The following is a 19,811-nucleotide window of genomic DNA, read 5'->3' on the forward strand; positions in this document are numbered from 1 at the left end:
GACTCCTCTTTAATCACACAATCTTCTTATTGAGAAGGATTTGTTTGTAGACCAAAAGAAAACTAATAATGAAAAAAGGAAAACCTGGAATGATGGGAAGCAGAGAACCCAGAACTCCTAATATAAAGAAGAACATAGAGCCTACGATGCGCAGGATGTGGTAAAAGCGATGCTCTTTGTTGTGATCTTCCTGGAAAGAAAGTCCAATTGAAAAGTTAGCAATCAGCGACAGGATTAAATAAAAAATAAAGCGAAAAGCTTTTATCTTTAGCGGAGATTTTTCGTGTAAATCAGTTAAGGTCACTCTGTCGCATCCAAGAGAGATAATGTCCTCAATTTGTTGATTGAGATGATGAGTGAACTCTTTTGAGTAAATGTCGACATTCATCTCCAGGTTTTGCTGGTAACTGGTGTAGTTGAGGTTAAAGGAGCCAATCGTTGACCAGCTTTCATCTACAGTGGCGAGTTTCCCATGAAGAACAGAGCGCTTCCATTGATAAATCTCAACCCCACGTTTTATAAAATAATCGTAGAGGTATTCAGAGGCGAGAATATAACTAGGCCAGTCTGAATATTTAGGAAGAATCAATCGTACACGCACACCGCGGGCCTGGGCCTCCACTAACTGCTTCATAAATTTCTTTCGCGGAAAAAAATAAGAATTAATGATGGTGATACTTCTTTGGGCCTCGGTGGTAATGCGCGAGTATTGTCTGGTTATGCGTGAGCGTCCATGAATCCAGTCGTTGACGGATATTCCTACGTCGTATCCATTTGGGTTATGGCGGATATGCTCGGCCTTTTCTAGTGGAATATTTTTTCGGGATGCTCTTTTAAAAATATGCTGGCAATAAAGAGAGAGGGGCCCAATTGCCGGGCCTTTTAAGTAAACGGCAAAATCCAATTGAGGCACAGATGATCCTGGAAGACAGGCGTAGAGAACGTTAATACCACCAATCATCGCTGATTCATGGTCAATGAGAAGTATCTTATGATGGAGCCTGCGGCCCCAGCGATAAAACCATCTAAAGTGGATAGAGTTGAAGCGACAAAACTCAATGCCATTTCGGACGAGTTCATTTTCTGTTTCAATGCTTAAGTTTCTTGAGCCGATGCTGTCGACCAGTAGAAAAACAGCAACTCCTCTTTTTTTTGCTTCAATCAATTCGTATTGTACTCGCTCGCCGAATTGGTCAATCTCAAAAATATAAGTCTGAAGATGAATACTTCTTTGAGCGGATCTTATCATTTCCAGATACTTTTCATAATAAGTATCGCCATCCTGATAGAATTCGACATGGTTATTTTTGCTAACGGGAAAGAGTTCTTTTTTCATCAGATGTCCACCTCACAAAAGATGGGAAGATGATCAGAGAGGTGTTGGTCATAGAAGACGACGTGAGAGTTGATGACTTCCAGGTTTTTTACGTAGATGCGGTCCAGGCAGAGTATAGGGACTTTGGCAGGAAAAGTGCGGGCAAAACTTCCATTAATCTGTTTATGAACTTCCTGCATACCAAGCATTTCTTCAAAAACTAAAAATGATTTTTGATTCCAATCGTTGAAGTCTCCGGCAATGATAAAAGGCACATTCTGATCACCTTTTTGCTCAACGAAAGTTTTAATTTTTTCGTATTGAATTTTGCGCCCCATATGTAAGAGATTGAGGTGCAAGCATGCTGCATAGATAACTCTTTCAGGTTTGTTGTTTAGTGGAGGAATCTTAATTTTACAAACCAGCATCCCTCTTTTTTCCCAACTATTCGTTGAAAGATCCAGGTTCTCAAAAGTCTCAATAGGGTATTTGCTAAGGATCAGGTTGCCGTGATGGCCGTGATCATACAGTGCATTCTGTGCATAGGAAAAATGCGGCCAGAGCTCATCTGCTAAAAATTCAAACTGGGTATCGATGAGACCTTGTTTCTTAAAGTTCTCATTTTTTCCGACAACTTCCTGTAGGAAAACAATTTCTGCTTCAGAGGAGTTGATAAGATTTTTCATTTCTTGCAGGCAGTATTTTCGATTATTCCAATCGAATCCCTTATGAATATTGTAGGATAAAATCTTTAAACGCATATTCACACACGATCTCCCGTTCAAAAAAAGAGCAAAGTTCGCGCCAGTATATAATGATAAGGAAACCGAAGATTTGCCCCATCTATAGAAGACAATTTTGGACATTCATCAAAAAAGCCCCCTAAAATGCCACAGTTTAGTTGGTACATGCTTTGCAATTTCACTCCAACATCAAAGCATACTCAGTAATGCAGTATGCACTTAACTACGGAGAAGAATCATGTTCAAAACTTTATTAACTCTCACAATTATGGCCTCATCACTTACAGCGTTCGCGCAGATGTCTGAGAGTGAAAAAAGAAATGTTGAAAGCAGATTAGAGGGAACACTCCCTGAACCTAAAGAAGTTGAAAATAAATCAGAGTACAAAATTCACATGGGTTTAACTGCTGGTGTGAACTCGCCAAATGGTGATGCGGAATCTTCACCAGAGTTTGGTATTAACGTAGGCTTTCAGCCTTACATCCCTTTTGGTTTAGGAGCAGAAGTCATTACTGCGGAGCTGGGGGATTCCAATGTGCAAAGAACCTCAGTGCTTGCACGCGGAAGTTATAACTTCGGTGGAGACATTCCTGTTTTAAGAAGCAGCTTTGTGGGAGTTGCCACTGGGCCTATGTTTGTTGATGGCGATAACGTAGAGTGGTCGGTTGGACCTCTGGCCGGTTTTGATATTCCTCTTCAAAATAAGGCCAGTGATTTCCTATCTTTAGGTCTTCAAGCGAAGTACCTTTGGACGACGGGAACCCAGGACTCATTTTCTGCAGGCCTAGCGCTTAAATACTGGTACTAGAAATTAGCGAAAAAGATTGAGAAAACGTGTGGCGTCAAGGCTCCCAAACCTTGACGCCACACTCTTTTTTCGGGATAAGTCTCGAGCAATGAAAAAATCAACATTTACTACAATTGTTCTGGTGGCTCTGGCCTTCATGGGATCATCTCCCTCTCATGCCAAGCTTTTACAAATCCTTCATACGAATGACACCCATTCTTATTTAGACAATTCAACTCACTCGACAACGAGAGGAGGAATGGCGCGTTTAAAGGCGCTGATGAATATGTATAAAGCGCAAGCTGAAGCTCAGGGAATCAGAACGATTGCCGTAGATGCAGGTGATTTCCTTGAAGGGAATATTTATTACATGGCCCGCGATGGTCGTGCAACGTTCAACATCCATAACGAAATGGGATACGACATTGGGACGCTTGGAAACCATGACTACCAGATGGGATCAGCAGAGCTGGATAAAATTTTAGGCGAAATCGATCTGAAGTTTTCTCTGATCGTGGCCAACATGGACGCGAGCTCTAAGTATAAAAATATCAGCAGCAAAATTAAACCTTATAAAGAAATCAATATTGATGGAACAAAGATCGCTTTTCTTGGTTTAACGACTGATGAAATTTTTTATAAGTGGCGCCTGGCCCGTGGTGCGGTTCAAAACCCAATCGACGTGGCCCAAGAATACGAAAAAGAATTAAAAAATCGCGGCAACGATTTCATCATCGCTTTGACTCACATTGGAGTTTTAAGAGATGTGAAGCTGGCGGAAAAAACAAAATACATTGATTTGATTGTTGGTGGTCACTCGCACACTGCTCTTTATGAGCCAGTGTACGGGGAAAATAAAAAGAAATTAAAAGTACCTATCGTTCAAGCGGGAATGCACACGGAGTACCTTGGTCGTTTAGTCGTAGACCTGGTAAAAGGCAAACCGCTTAAGATCGTCAGTTATGAACTTGTTCCGGTAAAAATGGATTCAGCAATGGCCGATCCAGAAATGACGGAATTGGTGAAGGAAGCAGACACAGAACTAGACGCTTCTTACGGACAGGAATGGCTTGCTGAAAAAGTAGGTTACTCTGATTTAAAACCAGGAGACACTCTTGGGGCACGCAAGTGGGCTTTCTTCATCACTGATGCACTAAAAGAAAAAGCAGGAGCAGATATCGCGATTCACGCTCCGGAAATGAATGGATCAAATTACCCGGTAGGGGATATCACAAGACGCACGATTTTAAATTCAATGCCAAGAGTGTTTGAGTTTGATCAAAAATACGGTTGGGATATTTATACGACAAGAATCAAAGGGGCGTGGTTAAGATTGACTCTTGATGCTCTGTCATACTTTGGGCAGCCGCTGACTTTCTCTGGTATTAAAATGGAGTATGAGCGCGGACCGTTCGGTTTCAAAATCAGAACGATTACAGTTAACGGCAAGAAAGTTAATCCTTTTAAGACGTATACTGTGGCCTTCACAGAAGGGATTATCCGTGGCGCTGAAGGAATTGATCCACGAACTGTGGCGATTTTAAGACACCCGAAAAACACAAACTTTAAAATTTGGGCGACGATGGAAGAGAAAATCAAAAACTCGACCGAGCCTTTAAGCCAGATTTGCGATGACAGCCACACAATGATGTGGCCGGATCGTTAGGTTTTTTTAGCTGCACTCCTAGTGTAGGAGTGCAGTTGCTTCTTTTTTATCTTCAATAAACTCTTCATCTAAAAAATACACGACTTGCTCATCAGGGCTCAATGCTTTCAATGTAACACCCGTACCTTCAACATCGTGTTTTAAGCTTTCACAAAGTTTGTCCGCATCTTTTTGGTCTCCACATGAAGCAAAGAGAATGCGTCCGAAACCTCTGTCGGCCATATCATGAAGAACTTTTCTTGCCAGGATTTGTTCCTGTTCTAAGTTATCACTTAAACCTGTGTTAATAACGAGAGCTTCTACGGCCCTTCCTGTTGCGACGATTCGTCTATAAAGCTGCTCAACTCCTTCTGGGGAAGAGAGATCAAGCTGATAGCTGACGGCATCGACTTTTAATTTTTTAAAGTCTTCTGCCTCTTCAACGACAGAGGGGTTTGCTGCTGCGACGATAATGTCATATCCGTGCTCAGCAAATTGTCTTGCTAAATCATATCCATCGGAACATGAACTACTAGCAATGACCGCTAATGGTTTATCTGTAGCTATAGATTGATTCATCATATTCGTACCCTCCTTATGGTAACCGACCTGTTGTTGTCCTTTTTATTTTCCTTCGCTTTCCTGGAATTGAATCTTTTGTCGGCCAGTCTGGTTCAACGGTATGTTTAGTTTTTCCCTTAGGCGACATATCGTCTTCTTTAAAAGTGAGAATATCTTTTGATTTGTTCGGGGGTGACTTCTTTGTTTCTGAAACCATAAATCCTCCGTGAATTTAACTAGGTGAATGTTTAGAATAAAAAGCCACCGGCGAAGGTGGCTTTTATATCAATAGGTAGGGATCAAACGTGAGTTTGCACAAATGGTTTATTGATACGTCTCTCCAAGTCTTACGTCCCCTAAAATGAATTATTATTTAATCTTTTCTACTACTGCCTGGCCCTTGGCCATAGCGATGCCACCATCGCTGTGTAGATATCCTTTAGCAAAAGCAGAAGAAATAGTTACCGCCGTTATCAAGGCCACAAGAGCACAAAATAAGTTAGACTTAAACATTTAATTTTTTCCTCTACTTTAGCTAAAGAATATATTTATTTAAAAAGCCACCCCGAAGGATGGCTTCTAATTGTGATTGCGGAACCAAGATCGTTTCTAGAGAGGAGTGGATGAAAGTTTTACCTTTCCCATTTTTTGTCTGTCTTCGAATCGAACCCGAAAGTTCTCTCTCTGAGTGGACAATTCCTTTCTTTATCGAACTTGTACAAAAGTTATTACAATTCGTTTTTCACTTTTGTCTTGCGATCCTCCACTAAGAAAACACGAATGCCTTCTTAGCTTCTACTATTAATATTGCATCTCCTGTGCCAAGTTTTTATCACCGGAAATAACTGTAATTGCATTGATGCGGAAAAGTGTTGTGGCAAGAATCCCCAACAAAGTGCCCCGTAATCCCGATTTGTTTAATGAGTTATTCACATTTTCGTGTGGAAAACTAAAAAAAAGGGCCACCATAATGGTGACCCTTTTCTTCGTTGATGGTCGTGTCAGAGAAATATTTTCTAAGGAAAGAAATGATCTAAAAACATATCTTGAACGAGAAATTCGAATTTAGAGTGTTCATCTTCATTGCTATAAACCAGTGTTTCAACATTGCTGACTTGCTTTGAATTCGCCATAAAGTCAGGGCTTCTTTCTTCAAGCAATTCGAATAGTCCTTTTTCTCCTTGTTTGTTCTCGCTCATAAAACACTCCTGATTACGGGCACTGATTATTTGTTTTTGTTTGGTGACCATTCTTTTTGACTGGTCACTTACTTAAAGAGCAAGTTCAGTACCAAATGTAAGAAACAGTAAGTGTCGGTGAGATTTCGTTCATCGCTAAAACAAAAAAGCCACTCCGGAGAGTGGCTTAAATCGTAGATGGATTCAAGTTATTATCGCTCTTATAATAACTTGTACGAGATCTTCGCGATTTAGAATGTAAGAAACCTTCTCCTTACATTCTTAATTATGAATTTCTATTGCAGGTGCCATGCCGAAAAAACTTAACTAAAACAATTTGAAATTACGTTGTGGAGCATTTTATTCGAGGCAAAATTCCAAGAATTATGCCTCGTGATGTACTAATGCGGGACAGTTAGTTTTTTTGGATCTAATAAATCTTTGATTTGTTTGTCTGTAAGAAGTTTTTGCTCTCTCACTAATTCAATAACTGTCTTTTTACTTTTGATTGATTCTTTCGCCAGCTCTCCAGCTTTTGCATAACCAATCACAGGGTTGAGGGCCGTCACTATCTGTGAAGTCTGACTAGCGTATTTTTCACAGGTTTCTTTATTGGCCGTGATTCCGCTTATACAAAGCTCGCGCATCGTCTTTAAGGTGTTGGTGAGGATCATAGAGGACTCAAGCGCTAATTGGGCCATTACGGGCATCATAACATTGAGTTCGAGTTGTCCAGCCTGATTGGCAAAGGCCATCGCTTGATCATTTCCCAGGACTTTGAAAAAAACCTGATTGGCCATTTCGAGTATAGAAGGGTTCACTTTCCCTGGCATAATACTTGAGCCTGGTTGGGTTGAAGGCAGATTAATTTCTCCCAGACCATTAGCTGGCCCGGAACTAAGCAGTCTTAAATCGTTGGTGATTCTGGTGAGCTCTAAAGCACAGGCCCTTAGAGCATTTGAATAAACCATCATGGGCAATTGAGACTGCATGGCCGCGCACATGTTATCGGAGAGTGTGAGATCGCTGTCTTCAAAATCGTGTTTGAGTTCGATGATGATGGCCTCGCGAAAACCTTTGGGGACATTGATGCCTGTGCCGGCAGCAGAGCCACCGATTCCAAGCTCTCTTAAATAATCCTGTGAATGAATGACGAGACCAATAAGATGCTCAATGGTTTTTTGGTAAGCCGAGAATTCCTGACCGAGGCGGATAGGGACGGCGTCTTGTAAATGAGTTCGTCCAGATTTTATCACTAGGTCAAATTCCTGTGCCTTTTGTTTAAAAGAATTGGAGAAGCGTTGTAATTCACTCACTAATTCTTTTGATAAAACCAAAGTGGCCAGTCTCATGGCCGTTGGATATGTGTCGTTGGTACTTTGAGACATGTTCACATGATCGTTGGGGTGGACGTGATCATAAGTCCCCAGCTTACCTCCCAGTAAAACATTCGCTTTATTGGCGATCACTTCATTGGCGTTCATGTTTTGAGATGTCCCGGCACCTGCCTGGTAGGCATCGACGATAAAATGTTTTAGGTAATTGTCTTTGAGCAGTTCATCGACCGCTGTGGTTATCGCAGCTGTTTTTTTTTCATCAAGGGCACCGGCCGCTTGATTGGCCTTAGCAGCAGCTTTTTTCAACAGGAGAAAACTTTTGATTAACTGTGGATGCACCTGGGTGCCACTGATAGGGAAGTTCTTCGAGGCGCGAAAAGACTGGATTCCATAGAAAACATCATCGGGAATGGACAATTCACCAAGACTGTCTTTTTCAATGCGCATAGAATGTTCCTGTTGTTGATTTAATGATTTTAGGGGGAGATTTTTTGTGGGTATAAAAAAAGCGCCAAATACTTTCTAGTTTTTTCATAGATGTCTTCAGCGCTTTAAGATTCGTGAATGTATAAAAATAACCTCATCTATTTTATAACCTCTTTTGTAACCTTTCTTGTCGTTACAAAGTGTCCAAATTCAGCTTTAGGAATAATGATATCTAAATTGTTTCTCCATTGTGTAGGCATGCTAGGACAATGGATTCCGTTTCTTTTTTGTACTTTTCTGTTCTTGTTGTCTTTGTCTTTATCTTCTTTTTCTTTTTTGGTTGAAGTAATACTTCTGTTTATTCTCATCCCCAATTGCATTGGTGCTCTTTTTTCGAGGGGAGGTCTTCTTGATGCATAATAGACAGCTTCTAATTCTTTATCCAATCCAATAATAGCTGATACTTCTGGAGGATTCTCTTTATTGTGTCTTTCATTTTCGACGATATAAAAAGCCATTCTTCTTCTTTTGGTTCGGTAATACTCTTTTAGTTCCGGCGACATAATCTCCTCCTTAATTTTTGTCGTTGGTTTTTGTTCTGCAATCTTTTTCTTTTTTGTTATCTATTGCCAGCCGTATCTCATCTATGCTCAAGAAAAAGATCTCAAAGATTAAACGTTAGGCCGGTATTCACGTTTTCTTTTTTGATCCGTTTGCAATTGTTGGACTTTCTTCCTACCTGATGACAATCTTAGACAAAAGTACCAGACAGGTTAGAATCGTCTTTCATATTGCTGTAGTAATCGCTCACTACACTCAAGCTCGACTTCCACTTTTATATAAAGCATCTTCTGTGCCAAACTTTTGGCGTAATAACCCTATGAAATAGAGATTTACGAAGCTACTTATGGGGCAATTTGTAAGATGTGCTGAGGCAAAAAAGAATGGCGCATTAAAAACTAACTAAACTGTTTTGTTAGGAAGTAAACCAAAGCTCCAAGGGCAAGCATACAGAATGTAATGAGATAAATTTTAAATTCAAACTGTGTACAAAGAGCAATAACCGAGAGAGCGCCGATGAAGGCGAGAGTGGGAAAGCGCCCGATACTCAGAGGGGATTTAAATTTTGCTTTGCTTGTTTGTTTTTTATAACGAATACCAATTAAAAGTGAATTGACGATAAAGAATCCACAAAGTGCGGCGAAGCTTGAAACCCGAGCGAGAATTTCCAATTCTCCTAAGAGCAAAAAGATCGCCGCAACAAAGCTGGATACCAGAATAGAATAGACGGGTGTCTTGGATTCACTTGTTGTTTTAGTCAGGAGTTTGGGCAGGTCCCCTTCATTTGCAATTCCATAAATCATTCGGCTGATGGAAAGCAAACCAATGAGGGCCGTATTGGCAGTGGAAAACAGTGCAATAGCACTGAGTACGTTGACCCATCGTGGAGCAACGTTTTTAATCGCATCTGCCAATGGTGAATCACTCGCTGACAAAACTTCAGGAGACGCCAGTCTTAAAGCGGCCAAGGCCACCGCTACATAGAGAATAGTTGTAATAACAAGACTCCAGATAATCGCTCTGGGAACGTTTTTCTCAGCTTCTTTTGTGTCTTCTGCCAAATTGACGATATTTTCAAAACCTAAGTAGACAAAAAAGACGAGCGAAGAAACGGTAAACGTTTTAGTGGTGAAGACAAAGTCCATCTGGCGCTTAGGTTCGTGAAAAAAACCAAACCAGATGACAGCAAGAAGACCTGCGACTTCGATTGCCGTAAAAATTAAATTGATGCGGCTTGAAGTGTGAATGCCCATGAGATTAATGAGCGTCACGGCAATAAGAAGCCCATATGAAGTGAAGGTTTCAGGGGTATCAAGAAAATTCTTCAAGTAGCCACTAAAAGCATGAGAGACAGCGGCCGCTGACGCGGCCCCCGCCAAAAACAAGACGAATCCTAATAAAAAAGATGGGAGTTTTAATTTAGGAAACGCTCGTTTTAGATAAATATATTCGGCCCCGGCAAAGGGGTATATCGAAGCCAGTTCGCAATAGGAGAATGCAGTGAGAACAGCTACAGCGGCGGCAAAAAGGAAACTCAACCATAAAGAGTCTCCGGCGACACCGGCCGCTGTTCCCAAAACTGCATAAACACCGGCACCGATGATAATACCGATACCAAATATTGAAAGACTGACAACGTTTAAATTTTTAGTTAGGTGGGAACCAGATTGCATATTTTTTCTTTTGAGGAGGTGCCCAGGTGAGTGAGCACCTCAACGTCCAACAGCAAATAATTATTTGCGTGAACCCATATCTCTTTTAGAGATGTTCGCTTTGTCTTTTGAAATTCCTGTTTGTTTTAGATTCCCTGAACGACTTGTGTCGGCCGCTCTTTCAGTGTGGCGCGCACCTGATTTTCTATCCATGTCTTGTGCGTCTTCAGCTAATTTTCTTCCCGATGAAAAGTTTTTTTTGTTTTGTACCATGAGATCCTCCGTGTTTTGATTACATGAAAAGTGGCAAAGCATAAAGCATGCCAAGCTTTTGATTTAGTTTTAATCATTTTTATAAGACAATTGAGGCAAATTAGGTTTAGTGCTGAGGCGAAAAAGGTGATGGAATCAATTTTGAATCATTCACTCTGAAAGTTATCCACAATGGCCGAGTAAAATCATCAAGGGAGTTTAAATGAAAGTATTATTGTTCGCAGGAAGTTTGAGAAAGGATTCTCTTAATAAGAAGCTGGTAAAAGTTGTCTCGAAAATCATTGAAAAAGAAGGAAAGGGAACGCCTACTATAATAGATTTGCAACCGCTCAACCTACCTGTTTATGATGGAGATATTGAGGCCAAAGGAATGCCAGAAGGTGCGACAAAATTAGCAAGCGCTATCGCTGATGCAGATGTCTTAATTATCTCAACTCCAGAATACAATGGTTCAATGTCGAGTGCTTTAAAGACGGCGATCGATTGGGTTTCGAGAGTAAAGCCCATGCCTTTAAGTAAAAAACAGATTCTTCTCTTGGGAGCCTCTCCTGGGGCCTTAGGGGCGATTAGAGGACTGGCCCATGCCCGCACTCCTTTTGAGAATTTAGGCAATTATCTATACCCGGAGATTTTTGGTCTTTCCAAGGCCCATGAGGCCTTTGATGAGGAAGGAAATCTTAAGGACCCAGCTCAGCATGAAAAGGTTCAAAAACTCGTGCATTCGTTCCTGGCCTATTGTGAACGTAAATAGAACAGGTCTGTAATTTTTACAAAAACGATTGGCAAATCGCGATTTGTGATAAAACGATTTCATACACAACGATAATACCCACTCTCAGGAGATAAAAATGAAAGCAGTTTTATTCACAATCGCGACTCTTTTTTCAATCAATGCTATGGCAGACCAATGCCAGGCCGTATCTCAGGCTGAAGCAGAGAGAGCAGCTCTTTTACTTCAAAAAAATGCTGTGATCACTGATTACTGTGAGCCATGTAATGAAGGCGGAGCAAAAGTGAGCAAGGTTTCTGTGGTAAATAAAGTAAAGTTAGAGACAATCAAGCTTGGAAACCAATATTACACAGAAGTAAAAGTTAACGGGAAAAGCGTAGATTTAGCCTACCTTTTCGTACAAGTTGCTCCAAACAGAAGCGTAAACGTAGCAAAAGCTATCAACTGTGAAACTCTTGATCCTTCAACAGTATCAAGCGTGATCGATGGAAACCTAAAAACAATTAGACAGAACTAATATCTGATTATCGCCAGACTTATAAAAGGAGTTCTTCCTCTTGTAAGTCTGGTCGATTCATTTCCGGCATGTTATAAAGGCCTCTATGAATACAAAAATCCTACGTGGCCCGGCCGTCACATTTAAAGCAGACCCATTTCTTGTTGGCGACGAAGCCGCTCTTCACTATGAAAGCGACGCGCTTATTATTATCGAAAACGGCAAAATCAAATCTTTTGGTTCTTACGATTCACTTAAAAATTCAATCCCAGCGGGAGTTGAGGTTAAGGTTTATAAAGATTCATTGATCGTTCCAGGTTTTATCGACACTCACATCCATTACCCGCAGACCCAGATCATCGGAGCTTTTGGAAAGCAGTTAATCGACTGGCTTAATAACTACACATTCATCGCTGAACAACAGTTCGCAAACTTTGAGCACGCAAAGAATGTGGCGAAGGTTTTCGTGCAGGAGAGTTTCCGCGCAGGAACGACGACTTCAGCAGTGTATGGAACAGTTCACCCGCACTCAGTGGATGCAATCTTTGAAGAAGCTTCAAAGTTCAATATGCGCATGATTGCCGGAAAAGTTTTAATGAACAGAAATGCTCCACCGGAGCTTTTAGATACGGCCCAGAGTTCATACGATGATTCAAAGGCGCTCATTAATAAGTGGCACGGGAAGGGAAGACTTTCTTACGCCATCACTCCACGTTTTGCTCCGACATCAACTCCTGAGCAGCTAGAACTAGCGGGAGCTCTTTGGAAAGAGCACCCAGGTGTTTACATGCAGACTCACATCTCAGAAAATAAAGGTGAGATTGAGTGGGTAAAAGAACTATATCCGGAAAGAAAAGGATACCTTGATGTTTACGATCACTACGGTCTAGTGGGAGCGCGCTCGATTTTCGGTCATGCCATCCACTTAACAGATAGCGAGTGGGAGAGAATGCATGAGACGGGTTCAGCTGTTTCTCATTGCCCGACTTCTAACGAATTCTTAGGAAGTGGTCTTTTCCCATTTCCAAAAGCAAAAGATAAAAAACGCCCAGTGCGCGTAGGTCTGGCAACAGATATCGGTGCGGGAACAAGTTTCTCTCAACTTCAGTCGATGAATGAGTCTTATAAGATTGCTCAGCTTGAAGGATACTCTCTTTCATCTGTCATGGCCTTCTACCTGGCAACAAGGGGAGCGGCAGAGTCGCTTTACCTAGAAGATAAGATCGGATCAATTGAAGCAGGAATGGAAGCAGACCTTTTGGTTTTAGATTTAAAGGCGACACCATTAATTGATTTCAGAATGAGTTTCTGTAAAGACATCAATGAAGTTCTCTTCATCCTGATGACTTTAGGAGACGACCGCGCCACTAAGTCTGTCTATATTGCTGGTGAAAAGGTTTATGGAAAATAAACCAGAGCGCGACGTCGTTTGCGCTGACGCCATCGAATGGTTAGAGGCCCAGGGCAAACTCGAAGGAGCTTCCCTGGTGGCTTCGATGCCCGATATTTCAGAATTCCCGAAATGGTCACTAGAGAAATGGAAGGAGTGGTTTAAATCAACTGCTGCCCTTATCATGACAAAAGTTCCAGATGATGGAGTCGTGGTTTTTTATCAATCAGACATCAAGTATGAAGGTGTGTGGGTTGATAAAGGTTATCTGGTTCAAAGAGCTGCTGAAGAAGTGGGCCTTGAACTTCTATGGCACAAAATTGTTTGCCGAGTGAAGCCTGGCTACATTACTTTCGGTCGCCCTGCTTATTCACATGTTCTGTGTTTTTCAAAAAATGTTCGTTTACTTGATTTAGGAAAATCTACCGCCGATGTTATTCCTGACCTGGGAGAAAAAACCTGGGAGAGAGGAATGGGGCTAGAGAATTGCCTGATGATTGTGAACTTCATCAAAAACCATACGCAGTCTAATCGCATTGTTCATCCGTTTTGCGGGGAAGGAAGTGTTTTAGCAGCTGCGAATATCTTAGGGATGAATGCGCAAGGAATTGAGAGAAGTCCTAAACGCGCTGAGAAAGCACGCTTATTAAAAATCTCAGATGATCATAAGTCGTGGATTGAAGGTTAATCCCTCTCTTCTTTTTTATTTATAACCCATCTTTCATTTGATATGACTTAAACTAATTGTTAATGAATTTGGGGGACCCATGAAAACTCTTTTGGCCTTAGTTTTTCTTTGTTTTTCAACACTCGTCATGGCCAACGGCTACAGTGACTGCAAATACGGAACAGACGGAAGTGTTTCATGTGGATCACTTTATAACGGATGCAAAATCGGTTCAAAAGGTGACGTCTCTTGTGGCGGTCTTTACGACGGATGCAAGTACGGAACAAACGGATCAGTGTCTTGTGGTGGTTTATACAACGGATGCAAATACGGAACGAACGGATCAGTTTCATGTGGTGGACTTTATGATGGCTGCCAGTACGGAAGCGATGGAAGTGTTTCGTGTGGTGGAAAGTACGACGGATGTAAAATTGGTTCAAAAGGGGACATCTCTTGTGGCGGTTTATACAATGGATGCAAGTACGGAACAAACGGATCAGTTTCTTGCGGGGGTCTTTATGACGGATGCAAATACGGAACGAATGGAACTGTCTCATGTGGTGGACAGTATGATGGCTGTCAGGCCGGATCGAATGGATCGGTTTCGTGTGGTGGATTTAATCAATAATTAAAAAAAGAAAGGGCCCGAAAAACGGGCCCTTTTTATTTCTACTGTACCATTTCAAAAGTCACATGCTCAGCATTGTCATCTTTCCAAACGCCTTTCATGTTTCCTTTTTCCAGGTGTCCTTCAAGCACTCTCTTTGAAAGAGGTCGAGTGACAATCTGAGAGAACACAGATTGTAGAGGACGTGCTCCAAAGCGCGGGTCGTATCCACGTTTTGCCAGCTCTTCGTAAACTTTCTTATCAAGCTCGATATGAAGTTCTTTTCCTTCAAGGCGCTCATTAAGAAGCTTAACTTGTTTATCGATCAGACTTGCCATGATCGAGTTATCAAGAGCGTTGTAAGTCAACATCGCATCCAAACGTCCAAGAACTTCCGGTTTAAAATCATGTTCTAAGTCTTTCGAGTTAGTCGTGATTAAAATGATCGTGTTCTTAAAGTCGATCGTGCGACCTTTGTTATCTGTTAGACGTCCGTCATCTAGGATTTGGAGAAGGATGTCTGAGAAATCGTGGTGGGCCTTTTCCACCTCATCAAAAAGGATAACCGAGTAAGGTTTCTTTCTGATGGCCTCAGTTAAAATACCGCCTTCTTCATAACCCACATAACCCGCAGGAGCACCAATCAGCTTTGAGACTGAGTGTTTCTCTGAGAATTCTGAAAGGTCAAAGCGCACCAGGTTTTCCTGCGAACCAAATAAGAATTCAGCAAGGGCCTTAGCGGTTTCAGTTTTACCGACACCTGATGGACCTCTTAGTAAGAATGATCCAAGTGGGCGAGTAGGGTCTGACAAACCAGCGTGAGCGGTAATTAAGACTTCAGCGATTTCATTAAGTGCTTTGTCTTGTCCAAACACTTTATTCTTTAAGTAACTTTCAAGCTCTAAGATCTGCTCTTGCTTAGATTTTAAAATCTTCTCAACCGGAATGCCTTTTTGTCTCGAGATGACATTGGCAATGTGTTGAGTAGATAAAACCCAGTTGTTGTCCGAGTGAGAAAGCTTGCCTTCTATTTCCGGGATCACCGAATACTTAAGCTTTGAAGCTGCTTCGTAATCCTGGTTTCTTTGGGCCTGCTCTAATTCAAACTTAGATCTCTCTAACTGATGTTTAAGTTCAGACACTTGTTTTAAGGCAAGGACTTCTTTTTCCCATTTTTCTTTGCCTTCTTTAAATTTCGCTTCAAGGGCCGCGATTTCTCTTTCAATATCGTGGGCCTTTACCTGCGACTTCGCATAGATCTTTTTTGTTCTGATCTCTGCTTCTAGTTCAACGAGGTCGGCGGGCATCGCTTCTGCTGATAACTTGAGAGCGGAACTGGCCTCATCGATAAGGTCAATCGCCTTGTCAGGTAAGTTTTTATCAGTGATGTACTGGCTAGATAAAAACACAGCATCGTAGATAGCGCGGTCAGAAATTTTAATTCCATGGTGAATCTCCATCTTCTCCCTGATTCCCATCAGGATCTCAATGGCATCTTCCTTGGTAGGCTCATCAACTGGGACACTTCTAAAGCGTCGGTCGAGAGCGGAGTCATTGAGAATATATTTTTGATATTCCTCGGGTGTCGTTGCACCAATACAGTGCAGTTCTCCGCGAGCTAGTGCAGGTTTCAGTAAATTGGCGGCGTCCATTGCACCGTCAGTACGGCCCGCACCAACAAGTTGGTGAAGCTCGTCGATAAATAAAATCGCCTGGCCGTTTTGATCCTTGATAAATTTTAAAAGAGCTTGAAGTCTCTCTTCAAATTCACCACGGTATTTTGTCCCGGCCATTAAAGCACCCAGGTCCAGCGAGTAAACAGTTTTACCTTCCAGGACATCAGGAACTTTTCCTTTTACGATGGCGTCAGCTAAACCTTCAACGATGGCCGTCTTACCAACACCGGCAGGACCAACCAACACGGGGTTGTTTTTCCCACGGCGACCTAAAATTTCCATCACTGCGCGGATCTCTTTTGAGCGTCCGATAACCGGATCGAGTTTACCGCTTTCAGCAAGCTCATTCAGGTTGGTTAAGAAAGTAGGTTTTTCGCTAACTCCATCAGCGTTTTCTGTTTTTAGAGCGTTGTAGTCGATCTTAAACTCTGGAACGATTTGTTGCAGATACTTTAAAAGATCGGTTTCCGTGATTTCACCACGGCCATTTTGAATGGCGTTTGATGAAGCGTACGTCAACCACTCAGAAAGCTTGCTCGACGCTCTTAGGTTTTCCATTTCGATTTTATTTTTAGTCGTTGGAACTGTATCTAAAAGTTTCTCGAGATCTTTCGAGTATTTTTTCAGTGCTCTATGTGAAAATGACTGAGGGTTATTCATTAACCCCAAAATTAAATGATATGGGGTCAGCTCTATATGCTTTCTCTTTAGGGCCTCGCTCTGAGCGATGGCCAGAGACCCCTCAACGATGCTGTCAAATTTATTCATATGATATTCCTCCCTTAGAACGTCTTTTATAAGTCATTCTTACTAGTTAAGATGTGGTCATTTGAATAAGTGTCAAGGCGAGTGCTCAAAAAAAGCTCTAAGAACCTAAAAACTTATTAACAAACTCAAGTGTTACAAGGCACAATAATCACATGGATTTTGCACAAAATGACTTAGTGAAGTTAACGACTGTTGTTATGCCTTTTGGTAAATACAAAGGACGCACGTTGATTGAACTTCCAGAAAATTATGTCCTGTGGTTTTACGACCAGGGCTTTCCTGAAGGAGAGCTGGGAAAGTTGTTAGGGCTTTTGTACGAAATCAAACTCAACGGGCTTGAAGAGCTCGTGATGAATATAAAAAAGATGCAATGAGATCAGAAAAACTTCACCAGATATTAAAAGAGACTTTCGGATACGAATCATTTCGTTTTGAGCAGTTTAATATCATCAATTCTATTTTAGATAAAAAAGACACGCTGGCGATTATGCCAACGGGTGGAGGGAAGTCTCTTTGTTATCAAATTCCTGCCTTGTACTTAGATGGAGTGACTCTGGTTATTTCTCCATTGATCTCACTAATGCAGGATCAGGTCATGAATCTAAAAGAATACGGAGTTGAATCTGTCTTCTTAAATTCATCGCAGAGTTTTAGTGAATCACAAAAGGCCAAGGCACAAATTCTTAATGGCAAAACGAAGATCGTCTACGTTTCACCAGAAGGTGTCTTGAGTCCAGCGCTGATGAGTTTTTTTGATCAGGTTCAAATTTCATTAATCGCTATTGATGAAGCTCACTGTGTGTCTCAATGGGGGCATGAGTTTAGAAAAGATTATACGAGACTTGGAGAACTTAAAGACAGGTTCCCTGATGTCCCGGTTATTGCTTTAACTGCAACGGCGGATGCTAAAACCAGAGTCGATATTGCTGATCAGCTTCGCATGAAAGATCCTGCCACATTTGTGTCGTCATTTGATCGCCCGAACATTAAATACATGATCCTTGAGCGCAGTGATGAGATTAAACAATTAGATGAGTTTATTAAAACTCACCACCCGGATGATACCGGGATTGTTTATTGTCTTTCGCGCGATAAGGTTGAAAGAGTGGCCGCAGCTCTTAACAAATTAGGTTACAAGGCCGTTCCTTATCATGCAGGTCTTTCAGTTAATGAAAGGGCCATGAATCAAGAGCTCTTTAACTTAGAAGAAAAGATTATTGTTGTCGCGACGATTGCTTTTGGAATGGGAATCGACAGACCAGACGTGCGTTTTGTGGCCCATTTGGATTTGCCAAAAAGTATCGAGAGCTATTACCAGGAAACGGGAAGAGCTGGTCGAGATGGAAAAGCTTCAACGGCCTGGATGATTTTTGGTCTTGGGGATATTGTAAAACTTGCTCAAATGCTTGAGACGACGGATGCAGATGAAAACTACAAACGCATTGCCCGTTTCAAATTAGATAGTATGCTGGCCCTGTGTGAGGCGGCAGCTTGTAGAAGACATTACCTGCTTCGCTACTTTGGAGAAAATGGGGCCGAGACTTGTGGGTATTGCGATACTTGTATTGAACCGCCAACTCTTTGGGATGCGACAGTCGATGCTCAAAAAATTCTTTCGACCATTTTTAGAACTGGGCAGTCTTATGGAGCAGGTCACTTAATTGATGTGATCCGCGGAAGTAAAAATGCCAAGATTACAGAGAGAAGACATCATGAGCTTTCAGTGTATGGAATTGGAAAAGATAAATCCAAAGAGCACTGGGGAAGTGTTTTAAGACAGCTTCTCAATTTAAATTATATCGCTGTTAAAAACTGGGAATACAGAAGCCTGGCGCTGACAACAAAGGCCCAGGATATTTTCAGCGGCAAGATTAAACTCGACCTGCGCATGCAGGATGAGAAAGTTGCTAAAGCTAAAACGGCCGCGAAGGTGGATAAAAAACGCACGGGTGCAACTAGTGGAGATGATGGTCTCTTTACTGCACTAAAAGAGTTAAGAAACCGCTTGGCAAAAGAAAAAAATCTTCCTTCTTATATCGTGTTCAACGATAAGACATTAAATGATATGTGCGTGTTAAAGCCTCGAAATGCAGAAGAATTTCTATTAGTCCATGGCGTCGGTCAAAGTAAACTGGAAAGCTATGGGACTGTCTTTTTAGATGCAATCAAAAATTATCAGGCGTAAAATCTATCTTAAGCTCTAAACCTTACAAGGAGGCCATTTATGGCAAAAGGATTAGATAAAGGAAAAGATAGAGATAAAAACAAGTTTAAGCATAAACTTACGATTAAAGAAAAACAGGAAAGAAAAAAAGAGAAACTAAAACACAGAGCTGAAGTTGAGGCGAGTGAAGCCGCAATGTTTAGATAAAAAAAGGGCCCGGTTGGGCCCTTTTTTTATGTCAAAATTATGGAAGCTTGTAAGGGATTTCACCTAAGAAATCTTTTTTCCCTAGGTCAACACCATTGTGTCTCATGATCGCGTAAGCAGTCGTTACGTGAAAGTAGAAGTTAGGGATTACGTGGTGGATAACATAATCATTTCCAGTAAGAGTTTTTCCTTCCCAACGTGGAGTTGTGATTGTTGCTGTCGCCGCGTTTTTAAAATCTTCTGGTTTCATGCTTTCTAGGTAAGCGATTGTCCCTTGAATGCGCGCTTTAACTTCAGCAAGAGTTTTTTCAGTATCGTCATTTACAGGAGCAGACTTTCCTGTCAGGCGAGACACTCCAAGTTTTGCTGTGTCACAAACGATTTGGATTTGGCGAGTAAGAGGGAATTGGTCTGGTGCCAGGCGAGAGTTTAGTAAAACGTCCATTTCAAATTTCTTTGAATCTGCATATCCCGCAGCTTTATCTAAGAAACCGTTAAGGTTTTTTAATGTTTTGATGAATTGAGGAACTGTAAGTTCGAAAATCATAGGGCCTCCTGATTGAATGTTGCCCTTACACTAACTTTCGGCCGATTTGGTTGTCAACACTGCTCGCCGCGCTTAAGATAG

The 19,811-nt window shown here is 41.5% G+C and carries 22 protein-coding genes; 10 read left to right on the forward strand and 12 right to left on the reverse strand.

All coding sequences use genetic code 11. From position 1 onward, the window contains the following. Nucleotides 1–13 precede the first annotated feature (13 nt). Nucleotides 14–1,336, reverse strand: a complete 1,323-nt coding sequence (locus tag AC6JA8_RS05390) for a phospholipase D-like domain-containing protein (protein ID WP_497976119.1) — start codon at nt 1,334–1,336, stop codon at nt 14–16. Further along, nucleotides 1,336–2,076: an endonuclease/exonuclease/phosphatase family protein gene (locus tag AC6JA8_RS05395; protein WP_497976874.1), complete on the reverse strand. Its 741-nt coding sequence runs from the start codon at nt 2,074–2,076 to the stop codon at nt 1,336–1,338. The genes AC6JA8_RS05390 and AC6JA8_RS05395 overlap by 1 nt, the downstream gene beginning before the upstream one ends. Nucleotides 2,077–2,296: 220 nt before the next feature. Between AC6JA8_RS05395 and AC6JA8_RS05400 the strand changes: the two genes are divergently transcribed. Together AC6JA8_RS05400 and AC6JA8_RS05405 are read left to right on the forward strand one after the other, a co-directional pair. After that, the gene (locus AC6JA8_RS05400; protein ID WP_491634371.1) at nt 2,297–2,866 is read left to right on the forward strand and encodes a hypothetical protein; all 570 of its coding nucleotides are present in this window, start codon (nt 2,297–2,299) and stop codon (nt 2,864–2,866) included. 88 nt (nt 2,867–2,954) lie between these two features. After that, nucleotides 2,955–4,511, forward strand: coding sequence for a bifunctional metallophosphatase/5'-nucleotidase (locus AC6JA8_RS05405; RefSeq protein WP_497976120.1), 1,557 nt, complete (start codon nt 2,955–2,957; stop codon nt 4,509–4,511). 18 nt (nt 4,512–4,529) lie between these two features. Here AC6JA8_RS05405 and AC6JA8_RS05410 read toward each other — a convergent pair whose 3' ends face one another. The 8 genes from AC6JA8_RS05410 to AC6JA8_RS05445 form a co-directional block, all read right to left on the reverse strand. Next, nucleotides 4,530–5,072 (reverse strand): SDR family NAD(P)-dependent oxidoreductase, encoded by a 543-nt coding sequence (locus AC6JA8_RS05410; protein WP_497976121.1) that lies wholly within the window; start codon nt 5,070–5,072, stop codon nt 4,530–4,532. Nucleotides 5,073–5,085: 13 nt separating this feature from the next. After that, entirely contained in the window at nt 5,086–5,268 is a 183-nt protein-coding gene (locus AC6JA8_RS05415) for a hypothetical protein (protein WP_497976122.1), read from the reverse strand. Nucleotides 5,269–5,420: 152 nt separating this feature from the next. Continuing rightward, entirely contained in the window at nt 5,421–5,564 is a 144-nt protein-coding gene (locus AC6JA8_RS05420; RefSeq protein WP_497976123.1) for a hypothetical protein, read from the reverse strand. 503 nt (nt 5,565–6,067) lie between these two features. Continuing rightward, nucleotides 6,068–6,250, reverse strand: a complete 183-nt coding sequence (locus AC6JA8_RS05425; RefSeq protein WP_497976124.1) for a hypothetical protein — start codon at nt 6,248–6,250, stop codon at nt 6,068–6,070. Nucleotides 6,251–6,630: 380 nt separating this feature from the next. Then, entirely contained in the window at nt 6,631–8,013 is a 1,383-nt protein-coding gene (locus AC6JA8_RS05430) for an aspartate ammonia-lyase (RefSeq protein WP_497976125.1), read from the reverse strand. A 137-nt stretch (nt 8,014–8,150) separates the two neighbouring features. Continuing rightward, nucleotides 8,151–8,555 (reverse strand): hypothetical protein, encoded by a 405-nt coding sequence (locus AC6JA8_RS05435; RefSeq protein ID WP_497976126.1) that lies wholly within the window; start codon nt 8,553–8,555, stop codon nt 8,151–8,153. A 396-nt stretch (nt 8,556–8,951) separates the two neighbouring features. Further along, nucleotides 8,952–10,226 carry an APC family permease gene (locus tag AC6JA8_RS05440; RefSeq protein WP_497976127.1) on the reverse strand — a complete coding sequence of 425 codons (1,275 nt, stop codon included), beginning with the start codon at nt 10,224–10,226 and terminating at the stop codon, nt 8,952–8,954. A 60-nt stretch (nt 10,227–10,286) separates the two neighbouring features. After that, entirely contained in the window at nt 10,287–10,478 is a 192-nt protein-coding gene (locus AC6JA8_RS05445; RefSeq protein WP_497976128.1) for a hypothetical protein, read from the reverse strand. Nucleotides 10,479–10,680: 202 nt separating this feature from the next. Between AC6JA8_RS05445 and AC6JA8_RS05450 the strand changes: the two genes are divergently transcribed. The 5 genes from AC6JA8_RS05450 (at nt 10,681) to AC6JA8_RS05470 (ending at nt 14,389) form a co-directional block, all read left to right on the forward strand. Next, the gene (locus AC6JA8_RS05450) at nt 10,681–11,229 is read left to right on the forward strand and encodes an NADPH-dependent FMN reductase (protein WP_497976129.1); all 549 of its coding nucleotides are present in this window, start codon (nt 10,681–10,683) and stop codon (nt 11,227–11,229) included. A 97-nt stretch (nt 11,230–11,326) separates the two neighbouring features. Next, a complete protein-coding gene (locus AC6JA8_RS05455) occupies nt 11,327–11,725 on the forward strand; it encodes a hypothetical protein (RefSeq protein ID WP_102242787.1) in 399 nt (132 codons plus the stop codon). 85 nt (nt 11,726–11,810) lie between these two features. Then, entirely contained in the window at nt 11,811–13,115 is a 1,305-nt protein-coding gene (guaD, locus tag AC6JA8_RS05460) for a guanine deaminase (protein ID WP_497976130.1), read from the forward strand. Beyond that, nucleotides 13,105–13,782: an SAM-dependent methyltransferase gene (locus tag AC6JA8_RS05465; RefSeq protein ID WP_497976131.1), complete on the forward strand. Its 678-nt coding sequence runs from the start codon at nt 13,105–13,107 to the stop codon at nt 13,780–13,782. The genes guaD and AC6JA8_RS05465 overlap by 11 nt, the downstream gene beginning before the upstream one ends. 79 nt (nt 13,783–13,861) lie before the next feature. Beyond that, on the forward strand, nt 13,862–14,389 hold the full coding sequence (locus AC6JA8_RS05470) for a hypothetical protein (RefSeq protein ID WP_497976132.1): 528 nt from the start codon (nt 13,862–13,864) through the stop codon (nt 14,387–14,389). Nucleotides 14,390–14,430: 41 nt separating this feature from the next. On the opposite strand, the gene AC6JA8_RS05475 is transcribed toward AC6JA8_RS05470, so the two are convergent. Beyond that, on the reverse strand, nt 14,431–16,812 hold the full coding sequence (locus AC6JA8_RS05475; RefSeq protein WP_497976133.1) for an ATP-dependent Clp protease ATP-binding subunit: 2,382 nt from the start codon (nt 16,810–16,812) through the stop codon (nt 14,431–14,433). Nucleotides 16,813–16,964: 152 nt separating this feature from the next. Here AC6JA8_RS05475 and AC6JA8_RS05480 point away from each other — a divergent pair, with 152 nt between their 5' ends. The 3 genes from AC6JA8_RS05480 to AC6JA8_RS05490 are packed head-to-tail and all read left to right on the forward strand — an operon-like array spanning nt 16,965 to nt 19,183. After that, a complete protein-coding gene (locus tag AC6JA8_RS05480) occupies nt 16,965–17,186 on the forward strand; it encodes a DUF3820 family protein (protein WP_102242792.1) in 222 nt (73 codons plus the stop codon). Next, nucleotides 17,183–18,997 (forward strand): DNA helicase RecQ, encoded by a 1,815-nt coding sequence (gene recQ / locus AC6JA8_RS05485; protein WP_497976134.1) that lies wholly within the window; start codon nt 17,183–17,185, stop codon nt 18,995–18,997. Before AC6JA8_RS05480 ends, recQ begins: the two co-directional genes overlap by 4 nt. A gap of 39 nt (nt 18,998–19,036) precedes the next feature. Continuing rightward, nucleotides 19,037–19,183, forward strand: a complete 147-nt coding sequence (locus tag AC6JA8_RS05490) for a hypothetical protein (protein ID WP_158649574.1) — start codon at nt 19,037–19,039, stop codon at nt 19,181–19,183. Nucleotides 19,184–19,220: 37 nt separating this feature from the next. On the opposite strand, the gene AC6JA8_RS05495 is transcribed toward AC6JA8_RS05490, so the two are convergent. Next, on the reverse strand, nt 19,221–19,730 hold the full coding sequence (locus AC6JA8_RS05495; RefSeq protein WP_102242794.1) for a DUF1993 domain-containing protein: 510 nt from the start codon (nt 19,728–19,730) through the stop codon (nt 19,221–19,223). Between the last annotated feature and the right edge of the window lie 81 nt (nt 19,731–19,811).

This window comes from Bacteriovorax sp. HI3 (assembly GCF_059738875.1).

What these genes read in the sequence shown, in the direction of transcription:
- AC6JA8_RS05390 (WP_497976119.1), bottom strand. Translation starts at nt 1,336, where the DNA reads ATGAAAAAAGAACTCTTTCCCGTTAGCAAAAATAACCATGTCGAATTC.
- AC6JA8_RS05395 (WP_497976874.1), bottom strand. Translation starts at nt 2,076, where the DNA reads ATGCGTTTAAAGATTTTATCCTACAATATTCATAAGGGATTCGATTGG.
- AC6JA8_RS05400 (WP_491634371.1), top strand. Translation starts at nt 2,297, where the DNA reads ATGTTCAAAACTTTATTAACTCTCACAATTATGGCCTCATCACTTACA.
- AC6JA8_RS05405 (WP_497976120.1), top strand. Translation starts at nt 2,955, where the DNA reads ATGAAAAAATCAACATTTACTACAATTGTTCTGGTGGCTCTGGCCTTC.
- AC6JA8_RS05410 (WP_497976121.1), bottom strand. Translation starts at nt 5,072, where the DNA reads ATGATGAATCAATCTATAGCTACAGATAAACCATTAGCGGTCATTGCT.
- AC6JA8_RS05415 (WP_497976122.1), bottom strand. Translation starts at nt 5,268, where the DNA reads ATGGTTTCAGAAACAAAGAAGTCACCCCCGAACAAATCAAAAGATATT.
- AC6JA8_RS05420 (WP_497976123.1), bottom strand. Translation starts at nt 5,564, where the DNA reads ATGTTTAAGTCTAACTTATTTTGTGCTCTTGTGGCCTTGATAACGGCG.
- AC6JA8_RS05425 (WP_497976124.1), bottom strand. Translation starts at nt 6,250, where the DNA reads ATGAGCGAGAACAAACAAGGAGAAAAAGGACTATTCGAATTGCTTGAA.
- AC6JA8_RS05430 (WP_497976125.1), bottom strand. Translation starts at nt 8,013, where the DNA reads ATGCGCATTGAAAAAGACAGTCTTGGTGAATTGTCCATTCCCGATGAT.
- AC6JA8_RS05435 (WP_497976126.1), bottom strand. Translation starts at nt 8,555, where the DNA reads ATGTCGCCGGAACTAAAAGAGTATTACCGAACCAAAAGAAGAAGAATG.
- AC6JA8_RS05440 (WP_497976127.1), bottom strand. Translation starts at nt 10,226, where the DNA reads ATGCAATCTGGTTCCCACCTAACTAAAAATTTAAACGTTGTCAGTCTT.
- AC6JA8_RS05445 (WP_497976128.1), bottom strand. Translation starts at nt 10,478, where the DNA reads ATGGTACAAAACAAAAAAAACTTTTCATCGGGAAGAAAATTAGCTGAA.
- AC6JA8_RS05450 (WP_497976129.1), top strand. Translation starts at nt 10,681, where the DNA reads ATGAAAGTATTATTGTTCGCAGGAAGTTTGAGAAAGGATTCTCTTAAT.
- AC6JA8_RS05455 (WP_102242787.1), top strand. Translation starts at nt 11,327, where the DNA reads ATGAAAGCAGTTTTATTCACAATCGCGACTCTTTTTTCAATCAATGCT.
- guaD (WP_497976130.1), top strand. Translation starts at nt 11,811, where the DNA reads ATGAATACAAAAATCCTACGTGGCCCGGCCGTCACATTTAAAGCAGAC.
- AC6JA8_RS05465 (WP_497976131.1), top strand. Translation starts at nt 13,105, where the DNA reads ATGGAAAATAAACCAGAGCGCGACGTCGTTTGCGCTGACGCCATCGAA.
- AC6JA8_RS05470 (WP_497976132.1), top strand. Translation starts at nt 13,862, where the DNA reads ATGAAAACTCTTTTGGCCTTAGTTTTTCTTTGTTTTTCAACACTCGTC.
- AC6JA8_RS05475 (WP_497976133.1), bottom strand. Translation starts at nt 16,812, where the DNA reads ATGAATAAATTTGACAGCATCGTTGAGGGGTCTCTGGCCATCGCTCAG.
- AC6JA8_RS05480 (WP_102242792.1), top strand. Translation starts at nt 16,965, where the DNA reads ATGGATTTTGCACAAAATGACTTAGTGAAGTTAACGACTGTTGTTATG.
- recQ (WP_497976134.1), top strand. Translation starts at nt 17,183, where the DNA reads ATGAGATCAGAAAAACTTCACCAGATATTAAAAGAGACTTTCGGATAC.
- AC6JA8_RS05490 (WP_158649574.1), top strand. Translation starts at nt 19,037, where the DNA reads ATGGCAAAAGGATTAGATAAAGGAAAAGATAGAGATAAAAACAAGTTT.
- AC6JA8_RS05495 (WP_102242794.1), bottom strand. Translation starts at nt 19,730, where the DNA reads ATGATTTTCGAACTTACAGTTCCTCAATTCATCAAAACATTAAAAAAC.